Below are 18,726 nucleotides of genomic sequence, written 5' to 3'. Positions count from 1 at the left end.
AGATCATCGACATGGATGTTCGCCAGTTCGCCTTCCTTGCAGGCCAGCCTTCTGCGGCCGTGAAAAACCGTGAGTCGTTCCTGGGCATGCCCAAACGCGGACTGGCGTTCCTGCTGGCGAACGTCATGTTCTGGCAGCCGATGTGGGCACAGGCCGACGGCATTGTGGTGGCCAACCCGAACACCTCGCTGGATCGGGCCGGCAATGGCGTGCCGATCATCAACATCGCTACGCCCAACGGCAGCGGGCTGTCGCATAACCAGTTTCACGATTACAACGTCGGCGCGCAGGGGCTGATCCTCAACAACGGCTCGACGCAGAATACTGTCACGCAACTGGGCGGGCATATCGTTGACAACCCGAACCTGAAATACAGCGGAGCGGCACAGACGATTCTCAACGAAGTCATCAGTGCCAACCCGAGCCAGTTGCGCGGTTACACCGAAGTGGCGGGGCAGTCGGCGCGAGTGATCGTCGCCAACCCGTATGGCATCACCTGTAATGGCTGCGGCTTCATCAACGCACCGCGCGTGACGTTGAGCACCGGCAAACCGGTGCTGGATAACGGCCGTCTGGATCGCTTCCAGGTCGATCAGGGCAGTGTCGCCATCGAAGGCGCAGGGCTCAACGCGAGCAACGTTGACCGCTTCGAAATCATCACCCGCAGCGCGAAAATCAACGCGCAACTGCAGGCACAGAACCTGACCATCGTTGCCGGGCGCAACGACGTCAATGCACAAACCCTGAACGCCACGGCCCGCGCCGACGATGGCAGCGCCAAACCGCAACTGGCAATCGACTCCTCGGCACTCGGCGGCATGTATGCCGGGGCAATCAAACTGGTCGGTACCGAGGCCGGGGTCGGGGTGAAGCTTGACGGCAAACTGATCGCCAGCGGTGGCGATATCCAGCTCGATGCCAACGGTCAATTGAGCCTCGCCGAGACCTCGGCGACCGGCGCGGTCAACGTCAAGGCGGCCAGTCTCGATGCGCAAGGTGCGGTTTACGCCGGCACGGCGCTGAACGTGCAAACCCAGGGTAACCTGAGCAACCGGCAAACCCTCGCTGCACGCGACAGCGTATCCCTGAGTGCCGGCGGGCAATTGACCAACGGCGGCGTCATCGAAGCCGGGGTCAACGCCGATGGCAGTCGCAACGCCAGCGGTGATTTGAGCCTGAATGCCCAGAACCTCGACAACACTGGCAAGAGTCTGGTGGCGAGCCGCAGTCTCACCGTCAGCACCGCACAAACCCTGAACAACCAGGGCGGTACGCTGAGCGGCCAGAGCGCGACGGTCAACGCCGGCACACTGGACAACCGCAATGCGGGGCGCGTGCTCGGCAACGCGACGCTGAACGTCACCGCCAATCAGCTATTCAACACTCAAGGGGTGATCCATAGCTCGGGCAACCTGACCGGTAGTTTCGGTCAGCTGGACAACCGCAACGGCGAGATTTCCAGCAGCGGCGTCACCCGGCTCAACGCGGCAACGGTGAATAACCGCAGCGGTCAGATCCTCGGCGATCTGGGGCTGAATATCGACCTCAGCGGCGCGCTGGACAACCGTGACGGGGTGCTCGGCTCCGGCCAGTTGTTGAGTCTGCAGGCGGCCAGCCTGGATAACCGCGATGGCGGTGTGCTGGTCAGTGACGGCGGCATGACCGTGCGTCTGCGCGGCTCACTCGACAACCGCAACAAAGGCGAGATCACCGCCAAGGGCGCCATCGATGCGCAAACCGGCAGCCTCGACAACCGCGACGGCAAAGTCATCGGCAAAACGACGCTGGCACTGCGCAGCGATAGCGCGGATAACCGTGCTGGCGTGATCCAGGCCGATCAGCAACTGACGCTCAACGTCGACCGCCTGGACAACCGCGACAAGGGCCAGATCACCGGCAAGGCCGGTATCGCTTACGCCGGTACACGTCTGGACAACAGCGGCGGATTGATCAGTGCGGTCGGCCCGGTCGGCCTCAAGGCCGGCGAAGTGCAAAACGCAGCAGGTCGGATCTCCAGCCAGAGCGATCTGACGGCGACTATCGGCTTGCTGCAACAGCAGGGTGGTGCGCTGGTCGCTCAGGGCAACCTGAGCCTGACCGGCAAGACCCTCGACAACCGCAATGGCGGTCTGGTCGGCAGCACAAAAGCGCTGACCCTGGCGGTCGACGAGATCGACAACCGCAACGGCGAACTCTCCAGCAGCCTGCTGCTGAACATCAAGGGCCAGCGCCTGGACAACAGCGACGGCGGCAAGCTATTGGCCGGCAGCGACCTGGGCCTGACCGTGGCGAAACTGATCAACCTGAATAAAGGCCTGATCAGCGCCAAGGGCACAACCACCCTGACCGGCAGCAGCCTGGATAACAGCGGCGGTCGCTTCAACAGCCTCAATGGCCTGGTGATTACCCTCGACGATGCCCTCATCAACGCGCAAGGCACTCTCAGCAGCGAGGGCGCGCTGACGGCCACTGTCGGCCGGCTCGACAACAGCGCCGGTAGCCTGAGCACAGCCGGAGTCTTGTCGATAACCAGCCGTGGCCTGGTACTCAATCGGGCGGGTTCGATCGGCACCGACAACACGTTGACCCTGACTAGCGCCAACCTCGATAACAGCCAGAAAGGTTTGATCAGCGCCAAAGGCGCAAGTCATGTCGATACCGGCGACTTCGATAACAGCTTGGACGGCAAACTCACCAGCGAGGCGTCTCTGACGCTCAAGGCCGCTCAGGTCAACAACGCCACTGGCCGGATTGCCAGCCAGCAAGCGCTGGACGTATCGGTCACCGGGCTGGATCAGCAGGGTGGCGAGCTGTTCAGCAAGGCAAACCTGACCCTTGATCTGAACAACGGTCAGTTGAACAACCAGAACGGTTTGATCAACGCCCCCGGCGCACTGCTGCTGAAAAATCTCAATGGGGTGAACAACCAGAACGGCGAGATCTCCAGCCAGCAAGCATTCACCCTCGCCGCCAATGACCTGGACAACAGCAGCGGCAAGCTGATCAGCCAGCAAGGGCTGACACTGCGCATTGCTCAAGCGCTGAATAATCTCAAAGGCGTTATTTCTGCGGCGGCACTCGACAGCCATTCCGTGAGCCTCGACAACCAGGATGGCTTGATCAGTAGTCGTGGCCCACTGGTGCTGACCACCGACAAGACGTTGAATAACCAGTCCGGCACACTCGTCGCTGATGGGGAACTGACGCTGACCGCCGATACGCTTGTCAATCAGCAGGGCAGCATTGCCGGCAAATCCGATGCATCCGTTCAGGTAAAAAGCCTGAACAACCAGGACGGTCAATTGATCGCCACCGGTGTGCTCAAACTGAGCGCCGCCAGCCTCGACAACCGTCAGGGCGGCCTACTCGGTTCGACCAAGGCGATGACCCTGACGGTCGATGAACTGGACAACCGTGGCGGTGAAATCACCACCAACAGCGATCTGCTGCTTACCGGCAAAAAACTCGATAACAGCGATGGCGGCAAGGTCTTCACCAGCAAGGCACTGACGCTCACGGTCGATCAGTTGCTCAATCGCAACAAAGGCCTGATCGATGCGGGCACGTTGTTGAAGCTGCAAGGACGTACGCTGGACAACAGCGGCGGTGAATTGCTCAGCCAGCAGGACATGCTGCTGAACCTCAGCGGCGACTTCACCAACCAGCTCGGCAAAGTCAGCAGCGAAGGCGCGCTGACCGTCAATACTGCGCAACTGAGCAACACCGGTGGCAGCCTGTCCAGCGCGGCGGATCTGACCCTCGACAGCAGCGGCAACGTCGATAACCAGAGCGGCCGGATCGTCACCGATGGCGCCCTCGTGCTGAAAAGTACCGGCCTCGATAACCGGCAGAAGGGCACCGTCAGCGGCAAAGGCGCGGTCACGGTCACGACCGGTGACTTCGATAACAGCAGCGGTTCGCTGAGCAGCGCCGACACGCTCGATCTCGTCGCCGGCCAGGTCACCAACAGCGATGCCGGCAGCATCGGCAGCCAGGGCGCACTGACCGCGTCGGTGACGGGCTTCGATCAACAGGGCGGCAAGCTGCTCAGCAGCACGCGCCTGAGCCTGGACCTGAACCACGGCCAGTTGAACAACATCAACGGCGTGATCAGTGCGCCCGGCACGCTATTGCTCAAGCAGCTCAACGGCGTCAACAACCAGGGCGGCACGATCTCCAGCACTGAAGCGTTCATCCTGAGCGCTGACAGCCTGGACAACAGCAACGGCAAGCTTCTGAGCAATCAAGGCCTGACTGTGCGCATCGCCAACGCGCTGGACAACGTCAAAGGCCTGATCGGCGCGGCGTCGATCGATGTGCGGGCTGGCAGCCTGAACAACAGCGGCGGCAGCCTGGTCAGCCGTGGCGATCTTGAACTCACGGTCGATGGCCTGCTGCGCAACGATGCGAGCGGTTTGATCAGTGCCGCACAGGCGCTGAACATCAGCAGCGCCGACCTGAACAACCAGAGCGGCACACTGCTGGGTGTCAGCGCGGTCACGCTCAATGCGATGGCGCTGAACAACCGCGACAAGGGTTTGATCAACAGCAAGGGCAACCTGACACTGACCGCGACCGGTCTGGATTCCAGTAATGGCGGTGAAGTCTCCGCGGCCGGTGACATCGGTCTCACCCTGACTTCGTTGACCCAGAACGGTGGACGCCTGTTGGGCGACCAAGCCGTTACGCTGGACCTGGCTAACGGTGATCTCGACAACCAGAACGGTCTGCTCACCGCCAAAGGCCCGCTGACCCTCAAGCGTCTGCGCGACCTGAATAACCAGCGCGGCGAGATCTCCAGCAATCTGAGTTTTGACGTCATCGCCCGGGCCGTGAACAACAGCGCCGGCAAGTTGATCAGCGGCGAAAAACTGTTGCTGCGTGGCACCTCGCTTACCAACCAGAAGGGCTTGCTGTCCGGCTGGCAGGGATTGAGTGTCAGCGGCGACAGCCTCGACAACCGCGACAGCGGCACACTTTCCAGCAAGCTCGGCGATGTCGCGGTCGATCTCAAAGACGCGTTGCTCAACAGCGGTGCCGGCGCACTGGTTGCCGATGGCAGCCTGACGGTTAAGGCCGGCAGCCTCGATAACAGCAACAAAGGCATTCTGAGCAGCGGAGCAGGGCAGAGCCTGACGCTGAGTGGTGCGCTCAATAACAATCAGGGCGGTTTGATCGCCAGTGATGCGGCGCTGGATCTGGTCAGCATGGCGCTGACCAACGTCGGCGGCGCGATCAATGCGCAGCAAGCAATCACCGCCACGGTTTCGCGACTGGACAACAGTGGCGGCCAGATCGCCAGCAACGACGCGATCACCCTCAACCTCAGCGGCGACCTCAACAACAACGCTGGCCGACTGGCTGGCGCGGGACCCGTGCTGATCAAGGGCGTGACCGACCTGAGCAACCAGAACGGCCAGATCGCCAGCCAGAAGAATCTGGAGCTTTCGACCGGGTCGCTGGACAACAGCAACAAGGGCACCATCGCCGCCAGGGATCTGTTGCAGATCACCGCCAGCGGCGCGGTACGCAACAACGCTGACGGCTTGATCTACAGCCAGAACGCCGCCCTGCAACTGAAGGCGGCGAGCCTGAATAACGGCAAAGGCGCGCTGCAAAGTGAAAACGGCCTGACCCTGGATGTCAACGGCGACCTCGATAACCAGAGCGGCAAAGTCATCGCGCAAAACGGTGATGTGAGCGTCAACGCCGCCAACATCGATAACCGCGGCGGCATCCTGTCCAGCATCAAGGGTGCGCTCGAAGCGCGTACGGTGGGGGTGCTGCGCAATGGCTACGACCTCAACAACAACCGTCAGGGCGGCATTATTCAGGCGCAGGGTCTGAAGCTGACGGCATTGGCGGGGCTGGACAACAACGGCGGACGAATCTCCGCGCAAGCGACAGATGCGAACATCACCACAGCGGGATTCGATAACCGCAACGGTGTGCTTTATGCCAAAGGTCTGGTGAGCGTCAGCGGCACCAGCCTGGACAACGGCGCCGGGCAGATTGCCGGCGAGCGCATCGACTTCGGCCTTAGCGGCGCACTGAGCAACGTCGCGGGCGTCATCGAAAGCAACACGCAACTCAGCGTCAAAGCGGCCAGCGTCAACAACCAGAATGGCCGCCTGCGTTCGCTGGGCAACTGGGGCAAGACCGACTTCCAGATCGGCGGCCAACTCGACAACCGCAACGGCGTGCTGGAAACCGCCAACACCGACATGACCGTCAGCGTCGGCAGCTTCCTCAATGACGGCGGGCAGCTCAACCACGTCGGCCGCGGCAAGTTCGAAATTTCCACGGCCAATGTGATCGGTGCGGGTGGCAGCATCACCACCGGTGGGCTGCTGGAACTCAATGCCGATACCTGGAACAACTCCAGCGTGATTCAGGCCGGGCGGTTGAACGTCAATGTTCGACAGTTCAGCCAGAGTGCCAGCGGCAAGCTGCTGGCCTCGGATGTGTTGCAGGTGCGTGGCGGTAACTGGACCAACGACGGCTTGATCGCCAGTGATGGCTTGATCGACATGCAATTGAGCGGTGGCTACAGAGGTAATGGCCGACTGTCGAGCCAGCGCGGGACTTACCTCTCCGCTGCACAGATGAACATCGGCGCGGGCGGCAGTTTTGCGGCGGGTGCGACCTCGACCATCAGTGTGGGCGGGGCACTCATCAATTCCGGGCGCATCACCTCCAGTGAAGACCTGACCGTCAATGCCGGCAGCGTGACCAACTACGGCACCCTGGGTGCCGCGCAGAACCTGAACATCAACACGCCTTCACTGCTCAATGATCGTGGGCTGATTTTCAGCGGCAATGACATGACGCTAAGTGTCGGCAACCTGACCAACCAGAACGGTGACTTCTACGGGTTGGGGAATGTGACGATCAAGGGTTACGGCGGCGCCGCGCGGGCTGCGGGGGTCTACAACATCTCCGGTTCGATGGAGAGCGGTGGCGGGTTCGAGATCAATGCCGATGTTTTCGAGAACCGTACGGAAGGCCCGGTGATGTCGGGTGACCGCAAATTGATCTCGGGTTATATCGCCAATATTTGTAATGACTGCCAGGGTGACAATTACGTCTTCACGCTGATGGCCAAAGAGTTTTATCAAAGTACGGACACTGATAGCAGCGCCTCGGCAGTGCTCAATGTCGGCAAGGATTTTGTTTTCCAGGGCGGTACGTTTCTCAATAGCAAAAGCACCGTCGCTGCTGGTGGCAATATCAATATCACCGCTGACAATCTCAAAAACATCGGGGCGAAAAGCGGCACCATCGAACGCACAAGTACTTACGTACTCAGCATGACTGACGGTGGTACCAAGCGGTTCTTTGACAGTGCCGTGGTGCCTTATAACCAGCGCAATAACCCTGATTTTCCGTTTGTTTATTACATCGGAGCGGGAGGCAGCATACGTAAGGCCGTTCCCAAGTCCACGAGTATCAGAGAAGGGGGGCGCGACGGCGAGTGGTTTGACGTTGTAACACTCAAGGACAGCGAAACCGGCGCGGTCGTCAGTAAGCTGCGTGGATGGGGCAATGCGATACCAGGTCTGAACTACGGCTTTGAAACCACAACCCCCTCCCTGTACGACCCGAACAATCTGGTTGAACTGCCTGGCCAGTTGACCCAGTACAAACCGGAGTCTGTCACTGAAGTCGCCGTGGACAGCACCGGTGCCGCCAGCACCAACACTGGCCGCAATGCAGTCATCCAGGCGGGTGGTAATGTTTCGATCACGGCTGCCAAGGAACTGGAAAACAGCGTTATCCACCAAGACTACGGCTCGACCGGAGGCACCAACAAGGTCGGCAACACCAACGTCGGCAACACCGGCACTACCGTTATTCGCATCAACAGCCAACTGCCGCCGGACCTCGCCCAGCAGCAGGTAAACCCACTTTCCCTGCCAGGCTTCTCCCTGCCAACCGGGGAAAACGGTCTGTTCCGCCTGAGCGGGCAGGGCGCCGCTGATACCGCGCCGGTCGCCACGACCGGCCCTGCGCCGACCTGGACCGTGGGTGGGCAAACCGTCGCCACGGAAGCTCACGTCGTAGCCGGCAGCAGCGGCGGCCCGCGTAATCTTTTGATTGACGCGCCGCCCGCAGTCTCCGACAGCACACGCGCAGTAGATACGTTCCACCGCACCCCGAGCATCGTGCAGGCCGTGGCCAGCACGGTCGACGTCAACGTGCCGGTGAAACCCGCCGGCCCGGGCATGAAAGACCGTGGCAACGACGCCATGGAGTCGATCGACACCCGCCCGGTGACCCGCGTCACCGGTCTGCCGGACACCAAGGCGCCGTCCAACGCGCACAAATACCTGATCGAAACCAACCCGGTGCTGACCGACCTCAAGTCGTTCATGAGCTCCGACTACTTGCTGGAAAAACTCGGCTACGACCCCGACCAGAGCGCCAAGCGTCTCGGCGAAGGCCTCTACGAACAACGCCTGATCCAGCAAGCCGTGACCGCACGCACCGGCCAGGCATTCATTGATGGCCAGACCTCCAACGAGGGCATGTTCAAGTACCTGATGAACAACGCCATCGCCAGCAAGGACGCACTCAACCTGTCGGTAGGCGTCGGCCTCACCTCGCAGCAAGTCGCCGCGCTGACCCACGACATCGTCTGGCTCGAAGAACACGAAGTGAATGGCGAAAAAGTCCTGGTGCCGGTGGTTTATCTGGCGCAGGCCAATGGCCGCCTCGGCCCGACCGGGGCGTTGATTGCCGGTAATGATGTGACGCTGATTGCCGGTGAAAACCTGGATAACGTCGGCACGTTGAAGGCAACGAATAATCTGTCGGCGACGGCGGGCAAGGATCTGGTCAACAGTGGAGTGATCGAGGCTGGTAACCGGCTGGATCTGTTGGCGACCAACAATATCGTCAACAAGTCTGGCGGGATTATCACCGGGCGGGATGTAAGCCTGACCACTCGCACCGGGGATGTGATCAACGAACGCACCATCACCTCGTCCGACAACAGCACCCGCTTCGGCACCCAGCATCATGACTATGCCGATAACGCGGCGCGGATCGAAGCGGTCAATGACCTGACCGTCAAAGCGGCCAACGACATCAACATCACCGGTGGCGTGATGAAAAGCGGCCAGGACATGGTCCTGAACGCCGGGCGCGACATTAACGTGTCGTCGGTGCAAGTCACCAACAGTGTGTTCCATGACGATCGGCACAACAGCAGCGACATCACCCAACTGGGCGCTGACATTGATGCTGGGCGTGACTTCAAGGCTGATGCCAAACGCGATATCAGTGTTATCGCGAGTCAGATTGACGCCAAGCGCGACGTTGCCATCAAGGCAACCGGAGATCTGTTGATCACATCGGCGGCAGATGAGGAGCACTCGCTATCCAAGAGCAAGAAACTCACCGTCCAGGAAGACCATGTCAGCCAGGTCATGTCCGGTATTTCAGCCGGCGGTGACGTCAGGCTGGACGCCGGTAAAGATTTGAGTGTGGTTTCCAGTCGCGTGACTGCTGGAGATGAAGCCTATCTGGTGGCTGGCGATAATCTGGAAATTCTTGCTGCGCAGGATTCTGATTACTCGCTCTATGACAAGAAGAAAAAGGGGAGCTTCGGCAAGCTCAAAATGAAGCGGGACGAGGTAAGGGACATCAAGTACATCGGCTCCGAGATCAAGTCGGGCGGCGATCTTACGCTCAAGAGCGGAGGTGATCAGCTTTATCAGGTCGCCAAACTGGACAGTGGTAACAACATCACGCTGGACAGTGGCGGGGCGATTACGTTTGAAGGGGTTAAAGACCTCCATGACGAGAGCCACACCAAGACCAACAACAATGCTGCGTGGGTATCTGCCAAAGGTCGCGGCAACACCGACGAAACCCTGCGTCAGACCCAGATGATTGCCAACGGCAGCATCGTGATCAAGGCCGTGGATGGTCTGAAGATCGACATCAAGGATGTGAACCAGCAATCGGTCAGCCAGACCATTGACACGATGGTCAAGGCTGACCCGCAACTGGCGTGGCTGAAAGATGCTGAAGCGCGGGGTGATGTTGATTGGCGGTTGGTGAAGGAAATTCACGAGTCGTTCAAGTACGAAAACTCGGGATTAGGTCCAGCCTCTCAGATGATCGTCGCGATCGTCATGGCCGCTGTGGTTGGACCGGCAGCGCTGACAGCCTTGAGTGGGATGGGGACTTTCTGGGCCGCAACTTTTGCTGCTGTGGCGACTGGAGCCGCCACGAATGCAACCACCAGCTTCATCAATAACGGTGGAAATCTTGGGGCTGTGTTCGCGGACGTTACTTCGTCTGATGCACTGCAGGGTTATGTTATTTCCGGACTGACGGCCGGGTTAATGGCTCAATACTTGAACAAACTCACCGGCGTGAAGTTTGAGAATGGTAAGTATGCCGGTCCGTCGTTGGCGACATGGGAGGGTGTAAGCAAGTTCGCGGGGAGCCAGATCATTCAAGGAGGTACTTCTGCGCTTGTGACCAAGGTCGTGGGAGGAGATGCAAAAGTTGGGGATCTTCTGCAAACCGCGCTCTTCAATACTGTGGCTGCGTACAGCTTCAACCTCGTGGGTGATCTCACACAAGGCGTTGTTGATGATGGCTCAGCGAGCAAAGTCATTATCCATGCTGCAGTGGGTGGGTTGCTGTCTGAAATGACGGGCGGGGATTTTGCGACTGGTGCGTTGGCGGCAGGCGCGAACGAGGCGCTCGTTGTCGAGATGAACAAATGGTTCAAAGGTAATCCTGATCTATTGCTCATGGGGTCACAGATTGTTGGGGTTTTGGCGGCTACAGCCCTGGATAAGACGGATGCCACCACTTTGCAACAAACGACATGGATTACCACTAACGCAACTCAATACAATTTTTTGAATCACACTGAAAATACCGAGAGATTTGAGGCTGAGCGAGCGTGTAATGACGGCAACGCCGATGCGTGCGCGAGAAAAGATGAACTCAACAGATTGGATGTAGAGAGGGATAAAGCCCTGCACTCGGCTTGCGAGGCGGACATGAGCAGTCCAGCTTGCAGAACTCTGCGTATTGAGTCGAAGAAAGCTGAGCTTGACCTCTTGCGGCACCGTAACACTCCAGAAGCGAAAGAGCAGTTTCAGGCTGCGATGCAAGATCCTGATTTGTGGAGGTATTCCATCGATGGCGAACTGCACAGCATCGGTTTGATGAATAATGATGTTGATCGTATGCTATCCACCAGCATTGCTAATAAGCTCATGGATATCCTCACGGATCATCTTCCTTACATAGGGTCAGGGAAGGGGTTTTACGAAGCAGAAAGTGTCTGGGATTACATCCTTGCCGCAGTGAATATTATCCCGGTTGAGAAATATGCTTCTGACGTTACGCAGGGGATCAAAAAGGTAGAAGAGCTTCTGAAGGCTGGTAAAGCGAAAGAGGCGGATGCCCTACTTTCGAATATCCTGAAAAAAACGTCGGATACACAAACGGGTGCGATAACAAAAATCTCGGATGAAATGAAAAAGGATCCCTATCATCCGGATTGGCAGAGATATACGAGTACAGAGCCTCGAGGTGTCGGCGCAGATGTTGTCGATACATCGGGTAGCACAAAAGTAGGAGGGGAAAAAATTGATCCGCCTATTCCAAAAGTTGACGTTACCAATGATTTTGTGATTAGTCGCAACAATGGATCGACTACTCTCAAATATGGCAATCCTGAAGGTGTTGCCGGTTTGGTCGTCGATGTGGATAAAACAGGTGTACTTGGATTTGAAGTTCGCGCAGCAAAGGACCATCCTTTTTACGATGCATCGGGTACTGATATGTTTGCTAGCGCAATGCAACGCCTCAGCAACGAAGGCGTCCAAGTCAATAAGATCCGTGGTGCTTGGGTTGAAGGAACTGATAGCGTCAACGTTACTCAATATTTACAGAATATCGCCAGCGGGATGTCAAAAGAGAATGCTGCTTTGAATACTTGGACTGGAAAGCTATCTCAGAAGTATGGCTATACGAAAGTTGAAAAAATTGAAATAATTGGCGGGATTACTTATGTCACTTTCGGAAAATAGAAGCTTTTTGGCAAGAATCCTGGAGGGGCAATCTCCCAGTTTGGTGCTGAATATGATGTTGGAGACTGATCCGGATTTAGATAAATATGAATTGGCTAATATCTTTCTAGAGGAGTTTGATCGCTTGGATAGTAAAGTCCTGCCAGCGATATGGCACTGGAAAAGCATCAGGTCGATTAGGGGCATGTCTGATGAAAAATTTGATGAGGTTGTGCTTATTTTGCTGAGGTCTGCGGGTTATAAAGTTTAAGGGGGTAGACTCAAGATGAAATAAAGGTGACAGATTTGAAAAAATAGATCTATTCCCATTTTTCGATTTTTTGTGTCCCCATTTACCCTAGTTGATGCGGAGCGTATAGATTAAAGGTGACGGATTTATTTTTTAAAAAGGTAAATGGGGATATACCACGTTTAGAAATACTCCGGAAATGTGGTCTGTCCCCGTTAATCGTCCGTTAATCGTCTAGGACCGCGCGCTGTACGATTTGCTGAGTTCTCGGATTAAGCTGCTCGAATGGAACCAGGCACTGAATGGAACCTATTTCCCCAGGAAGGGAAATGGTACAAAAGCTTTTGAGGGAAGCGTTCCTCAGGCGGTTCTGGATAGCTTAGGGGTTGAAGTGATGAAAATTTTTAGGGGTAATATTGCTAAGGAGTCATTGAATTTATTTGCTTCGGATATCGGTTCCGGGGAGTTTTTTTCGTATGCAGGAAATCTTGTTTCGTTGGAGCAAACCATTTCTGTTCTAGGTTTGCTTTCTCCTGATTTTATTGAGTTTGAAGGCCATGTTTTTTGGTTGCCTAACGCTGAGCAGTTCGACACGCAAAAGTTTTCTTTGAAGGGGCTGGTCGAGATAGAAGCTGGCGTGTTGGAAAAAAGTGAATTGCGTAGAGACGTTGAGCGATACAGAAATAATTTTTCAATAAATCAGTTCTTTTCAAAATGGGAAGAAGCGCCGGACCGCCCCGTGTTTAAGGTGGGTCTGTCGGAAGAAGACTATCGTCTTTGTCACTTGTTTGCCGAGCAGCTCTCTGGATATTGGAAACGCGTATTATCAGATTGCTTTCCAGACAAGGTGTTTCAGTTTGAAATTGCTGACGATCTTCTCGATGAATATGGCGTTTGTCTGACATTCTGGCAGTTGTAGTTATAGTTGTGGTCTCCAAAAATTAATGCGGCGGATCACGTTTATAAAAATACTTCGAATACGCGTTCTACCCCTCTTATGTGCGGTGGGCAGGTACCTCTAGATATTTAGAAATGAAAGCTTTTTCTTACTATGATGCGTGCCAGGAAATAAAGGGAAATGGGGACAGACCACGTTTAGAAAGCAATCGGAAAATGTGGTCTGTCCCCGTTTTCCTCCGTTTTCCTTCCTCATGGAAACTCCTTGCTTGAGTGGGCGTTCGGGAGGGACTTTGAAAGCAGGATTCACTATTCGCGCAATCGAACGCGGCCACTTGTATGCAGGTGCTGCGCTGTCGGCGAGGTTCTGTTTTCGGCAGGGTTGAATGCTTGGGCGCTGTTCTGCTCATCTATCAGGAAAAGCGAAAGGTAGGCATGATCAAGTGACCCGCGCCCCGCGTGTCCATGGACGGAGGTTTTTCCTGTGAATAAATCGCGTTACCCGCGCCTGAAAGTGTTCTGGGCGTTTCTTTTGTGCCCAATGGTCCCAGGCTTTATCGCCGGGATCGTCAAGACGATTGCAGCGATTGCGCATCTGGCCATGAATCCACGGCTGATCGGCGAGGTCGGGCCGGAGTTGATGGTGATGCCGCTCCTCGCTCCATTTTTGGCGCTATTGGTGTATCTCGTGCCGTTTCTGCTTTTTGCGTCGCTGATTGCATGGATGAAAATCGAAAGAACACGGCGCAACTGCACGATGATTTCTCTCGCAGGTGCAGGCATTGCCACGCTTTGGGTGGCGCCGTTTATTGTTGCTGTCGTGCGAGATGTCGACGGGGCCAGTTACCCTGATTATGCCTTGGGGCTGATCGTGCTTTTTGCTGCCGCCATGACGACTTGCTGGATGACTGCGTATTTTTTCTTGCCCTGTAGAATCTGTCTTGTTACAGACGTAAATCGTGGATAACTCAGTCAGGAGTTGGGATGGATCAGGCATTGTTAGCAAGAAGGAGAGAAAGTGGGACTGATTTGTTTTTTGGGGGGGAGTAATCATGTCCTTGTCGGCAACGATTTTTTCATCAGCGCAATTGACCGTAGAAGACTTTAAAGAAATCATATTGTCCAGTGGTGGGTATGTAAGTTCCGGCATACCTCATCGGGGCAGCATCAGTGAGGGTGATTCAGATATTTGGTTGGCTCTGCATTCAAAGGATGTTATTGAAGGATTTTATGATTCCGATGATCGTCAAGAATGGCAGGATGTCTTGGGGGACGTGCCGCAGGTAATGGTGGAGATTAATCTTGATCATACTGAGCATGCCAAATTAATGTACTTGAAGGTTTTTTTGAGATTTGCCAAAGCTTGGCCTTGTGTTTTACATGACGTAGACGACGCTGTTCTTTCCTGTCATTCGGTTTTGCTGAAATATAAAGCTTGTTTGGGATAGAGTTAAGTGGGGGTATTAATTTGTTTTGGGCCTATTTATTGTTCAGTTGTTGAGGCGAGTAATTGATATGGCATTTTATATAGAGATGGATAGAGCTGCAGAGACTGAGGAGTATGTTGAGTATACGTTTGGCCGGGGGGTGGAGGTGGGTTTGAGCGGTAAATGGGGACAGACCACGTTTAGAACGCACTCCGAAAATGTAGTCTGACCCAGGTTGCCTGTACCTGTGACCATTTTTACCTTTCAAATCAAAGGGCTATCGCCCGTGACCGCAGGTAGAGTTTCCAATTTTTTCGGGTACGCAGGACGTTTGGGATAATATCGTTAAAGGAACTGTCGATGCCTATAACAAGTAAATCAATAATCAGCTGGCTATTCAAATTCCGTGATTGGGTGGGGGGGGCTATTGCTCGCAGCACTACTCAATGGCTACTTTCAGTTCAATGGCAGCTGGGGGCGTTTTTTTACAATATTCGCTGTTCAGTTATGGTTTGCTCAAGGTGTTTATAACTATTTAAGAGGGGCAACGGTTGCCATTGCACCTGGTGGATTAGGCAGAGATGCTGACCCCGCCGGGCGGGCGGCATTGGCAATTTTTGCCTTCTTTTTGTATGCGATATTTTTCTTTGCGGATTACCAGTATTGAATTGTTGATTTCAAAATTTCCTTTGATATTCGAACTATTTCGGAGACACCAATCAAAAAACCGGGCTGATGCCCGGTTTTTTACAAGTCACCTCACCGAAACGCCGGCACCACATCCCTGATAAACAACTCCAAGGACTTCTTCTTCTCGTCATGCGGCAAACTGTTGTCACACCAGAAACTGAACTCATCCACCCCCAGTTCCTGGTAGTACTTGATGCGCGGAATGATCTCCTCCGGCGTACCAATCATCGCGGTCTTGTGCAGGCTCTCCAGTTCAAACTCCGGACGTCCGGCAAATTTCTCTTCCGGGCTCGGGGCAAGGAAGCCGTTGACCGGGGTTTGCTTGTTGCCGAACCACGCATCGAACGTACGGTAGAAACGCGAGATGGCTTTGGCGCCGACTTTCCATCCGTCCGGGTCATCAGCGGTGTGCACGTGGGTGTGACGCAGCACCATCAATTGCGGACGCGGGACGTCGGGGTTGTTATCCAGGGCGTTCTGGAATTTGTTCTTCAGGTCGACGACTTCTTCGTCGCCTTTCATCAGTGGCGTGACCATCACGTTGCAGCCGTTGGCCACGGCGAAGTTGTGCGAATCCGGGTCGCGGGCGGCGATCCACATCGGTGGGTTGGGTTTCTGAATCGGTTTCGGCACGCTGGTGGAGGTGGGGAATTTCCAGATGTCGCCGTCGTGGGCGTAGTCGCCTTGCCACAGGGCGCGGACTACCGGGACCATTTCGCGCAGGGCCTGGCCGCCGCTGGAGGCGGGCATGCCGCCGGCCATGCGATCAAATTCGACCTGGTAGGCGCCACGCGCCAAGCCGACTTCCATACGACCGTTACTGATGACGTCGAGCAGGGCGCATTCACCGGCCACCCGCAGCGGGTGCCAGAACGGCGCGATGATGGTGCCGGCGCCGAGGTGAATGGTGGTGGTTTTGGCGGCGAGGTAGGCCAGCAGCGGCATCGGGCTTGGCGAGATGGTGTATTCCATCGCGTGGTGTTCGCCGATCCACACGGTGCTGAAACCGCCGGCCTCGGCCATCAGGGTCAGTTCGGTCAGGTCTTCGAACAGTTGGCGGTGGCTGACGCTTTCGTCCCAGCGTTCCATGTGGATGAACAGGGAAAATTTCATGACGCTTCCTCGGATCTTTTATTGTTGAGGCTACAAAACTTGTCGGCGTGAGCCTGCTCGCGATAGCGGTGTGTCAGCAAACACATCGACATCTGATCAACCGCTATCGCGAGCAGGCTCACTCCTACAGTTATTCCATTCAGGCCAGAACGGGCAGGGCGCCCATCTTGCCGTGGCAATACACCAGCGGCCCGGCGTGCTGCTCCGGAACGATCAGATTCTTCACCGCGCCGACCATGATCGCGTGGTCGCCGCCTTCGTATTCGCGCCACAACTCACACTCGATGATAGCCGTCGCATTGGCCAGGATCGGGTTGCCCAGCTCGCTCAATGTCCACTCGATGCCTTGCGCTTTGTCCTTGCCTTTGCGCGCGAAAGCGTAGGCTTCGCTTTGCTGGCCGCCGGACAGGACGTGGATCGCGAAGCGTTTGTTCTTGATCAGCACGGGATAGGAGTCGGAACTGTAGTTGGGGCAGAACAGCACCAGGGCCGGGTCCATCGACAGTGAACTGAAGGCGCTGGCGGTGAGGCCGACGATCTGGCCGTCATCGTCCAGTGTGGTGATGACAGTGACACCGGACGGAAACGAGCCCATGACTTGTTTGTAGATGGCAGCATCGATCATTGGACGGTCCTCGGGTGTTGTGATGCGATTTTTATGTATTTGTTGGTCTGATGGTATACCAGTATTTTTTCTTTGCAAGGGCTTTTCGGCTGAACCGATAAACGTGGTGCTTTCGTCGGAAACTCAGCGTTTATTGGGCTTTCGGCTGGCCTGCAGGCCACGGTATCCGTGAGGATGGCGTATCAGTTGGCGCCGTAAACTACGGATCAGTCTTGTGAAAAGTTTGGAATACCATAATATGGTCTGCATCTGAGGGGCGGCCGCAGAGTCCCCCCGGTTTGGCTTCATACAAAGATAAGAACAGACAAACTCGAGTTCATGCATATGTCCCAGATGTCCCGGCAAGATCCGTTGATCGAGAATCACACGGTCGACTATGTCCCACTCACGGAACGCCACGGGAAGGCCCGCGACCTTTTCACCTTATGGTTCAGCACCAACATCGCGCCACTGCCCATCGTCACTGGCGCCATGGTGGTTCAGGTGTTCCATCTTGATTTGCTCTGGGGGTTGCTGGCGATTGCGCTGGGGCATCTGATCGGCGGCGTGGTGATTGCTCTGGCGTCGGCACAAGGTCCGCGCATGGGCATTCCGCAAATGGTCCAGAGTCGTGGTCAGTTTGGTCGATACGGCGCGCTGCTGATCGTGTTTTTTGCCGCGCTGATCTACATCGGTTTCTTCATTTCCAACATCGTGCTTGCCGGTAAGTCGATTGTCGGTATTGCGCCGTCGGTGCCGGCACCGCTGAGCATTTTGATCGGCGCACTGGCGGCCACGGCAATTGGTGTGATCGGCTACAACTTCATCCATACACTGAACCGCATTGGCACCTGGGTGATGGGCAGCGCGCTGCTCGCCGGTTTCATCTACATCTTCGCCCACGACTTGCCGGCAGACTTCCTGACGCGCGGCAGCTTCAACCTGTCGGGCTGGCTGGCAACGGTGTCGCTGGGGATCATCTGGCAGATCAGCTTCTCGCCGTACGTGTCCGACTATTCACGTTATCTGCCGGCGGATATCGGCATTGCCAAACCGTTCTGGGCCACTTATCTGGGCGCGACGCTGGGCACGATTCTGTCGTTCAGCTTCGGTGCAGTGGCGGTGTTGGCGACGCCGGAAGGCACCGAGGCGATGGCGGCGGTCAAGCAATCCACCGGTTGGCTCGGGCCGATTCTGATGGTGTTGTTTCTGCTCAACATCATCAGCCACAACGCGCTGAATCTGTACGGCGCGGTGCTGTCGATCATCACCTCGATTCAGACGTTTGCCAGTCAGTGGACGCCGAGCATCAAGGTGCGCGTGGTGTTGTCGAGCGTGGTGCTGGCGGGGTGCTGTGTGGTGGCGCTGGGTGCCTCGGCGGATTTCATCTTCCAGTTCATCGGGCTGATTCTGGCGTTGCTGCTGGTGCTGGTGCCGTGGGCGTCAATCAACCTGATCGACTTCTACCTGATCAAGCGCGGCAGCTATGACATCACTTCGATCTTCCGTGCGGACGGTGGCATTTACGGACGCTTCAATCTGCACGCGATCACTGCCTACTTCATCGGGATCATCGTCCAGTTGCCGTTCGCCAACACCTCGCTGTACGTCGGGCCTTACGCGAATCTGGTGGACGGCGCGGACCTGTCGTGGCTGTTCGGCCTTGTGGTGACGGTGCCGTTGTATTACTGCCTCGCCACA

Annotated in this window: 9 protein-coding genes; 7 read left to right on the top strand and 2 right to left on the bottom strand. The window is 56.2% G+C overall.

What is annotated here, in order from left to right; genetic code table 11:
- The first annotated feature begins 11 nt into the window (after positions 1 to 11).
- The 6 genes from J5M57_RS00385 (at position 12) to J5M57_RS00360 (ending at position 15,285) form a co-directional block, all read left to right on the top strand.
- Complete coding sequence (locus J5M57_RS00385; RefSeq protein WP_207849757.1) at positions 12 to 12,065, top strand: filamentous hemagglutinin N-terminal domain-containing protein; 12,054 nt, start codon at positions 12 to 14, stop codon at positions 12,063 to 12,065.
- Positions 12,046 to 12,315: a hypothetical protein gene (locus J5M57_RS00380; RefSeq protein ID WP_169841439.1), complete on the top strand. Its 270-nt coding sequence runs from the start codon at positions 12,046 to 12,048 to the stop codon at positions 12,313 to 12,315. Before J5M57_RS00385 ends, J5M57_RS00380 begins: the two co-directional genes overlap by 20 nt.
- A gap of 235 nt (positions 12,316 to 12,550) precedes the next feature.
- Complete coding sequence (locus tag J5M57_RS00375; protein WP_243435274.1) at positions 12,551 to 13,213, top strand: hypothetical protein; 663 nt, start codon at positions 12,551 to 12,553, stop codon at positions 13,211 to 13,213.
- Positions 13,214 to 13,675: 462 nt separating this feature from the next.
- Complete coding sequence (locus J5M57_RS00370; protein ID WP_169841440.1) at positions 13,676 to 14,158, top strand: hypothetical protein; 483 nt, start codon at positions 13,676 to 13,678, stop codon at positions 14,156 to 14,158.
- Positions 14,159 to 14,243: 85 nt separating this feature from the next.
- Positions 14,244 to 14,639 (top strand): hypothetical protein, encoded by a 396-nt coding sequence (locus tag J5M57_RS00365; protein WP_169841441.1) that lies wholly within the window; start codon positions 14,244 to 14,246, stop codon positions 14,637 to 14,639.
- A 406-nt stretch (positions 14,640 to 15,045) separates the two neighbouring features.
- Positions 15,046 to 15,285, top strand: a complete 240-nt coding sequence (locus tag J5M57_RS00360; protein WP_169841442.1) for a hypothetical protein — start codon at positions 15,046 to 15,048, stop codon at positions 15,283 to 15,285.
- Between the two features lie 92 nt (positions 15,286 to 15,377).
- Here the strand turns inward: J5M57_RS00360 and J5M57_RS00355 are convergent, their stop codons facing one another.
- Both J5M57_RS00355 and J5M57_RS00350 read right to left on the bottom strand, forming a co-directional pair.
- Complete coding sequence (locus J5M57_RS00355) at positions 15,378 to 16,421, bottom strand: LLM class flavin-dependent oxidoreductase (protein WP_169841443.1); 1,044 nt, start codon at positions 16,419 to 16,421, stop codon at positions 15,378 to 15,380.
- 139 nt (positions 16,422 to 16,560) lie between these two features.
- Positions 16,561 to 17,046, bottom strand: a complete 486-nt coding sequence (locus J5M57_RS00350) for a flavin reductase family protein (protein ID WP_166497360.1) — start codon at positions 17,044 to 17,046, stop codon at positions 16,561 to 16,563.
- A gap of 324 nt (positions 17,047 to 17,370) precedes the next feature.
- On the opposite strand from J5M57_RS00350, the gene J5M57_RS00345 reads away from it, so the two are divergent.
- A partial coding sequence (locus J5M57_RS00345) for a cytosine permease (protein WP_207871945.1) occupies positions 17,371 to 18,726 on the top strand: 1,356 nt, incomplete at its 3' end.

The organism is Pseudomonas sp. 86_A (genome assembly GCF_017491705.1).
Taxonomy (GTDB): domain Bacteria; phylum Pseudomonadota; class Gammaproteobacteria; order Pseudomonadales; family Pseudomonadaceae; genus Aquipseudomonas; species Aquipseudomonas koreensis.
Note: the sequence above shows the minus strand (reverse complement) of the source record. Positions and strands in the feature narration are given on the sequence as shown.

Coding starts and splice junctions, on each gene's coding strand:
- J5M57_RS00385 (WP_207849757.1), top strand. CDS start 12: ATGGATGTTCGCCAGTTCGCCTTCCTTGCAGGCCAGCCTTCTGCGGCC.
- J5M57_RS00380 (WP_169841439.1), top strand. CDS start 12,046: ATGTCACTTTCGGAAAATAGAAGCTTTTTGGCAAGAATCCTGGAGGGG.
- J5M57_RS00365 (WP_169841441.1), top strand. CDS start 14,244: ATGTCCTTGTCGGCAACGATTTTTTCATCAGCGCAATTGACCGTAGAA.
- J5M57_RS00355 (WP_169841443.1), bottom strand. CDS start 16,421: ATGAAATTTTCCCTGTTCATCCACATGGAACGCTGGGACGAAAGCGTC.
- J5M57_RS00350 (WP_166497360.1), bottom strand. CDS start 17,046: ATGATCGATGCTGCCATCTACAAACAAGTCATGGGCTCGTTTCCGTCC.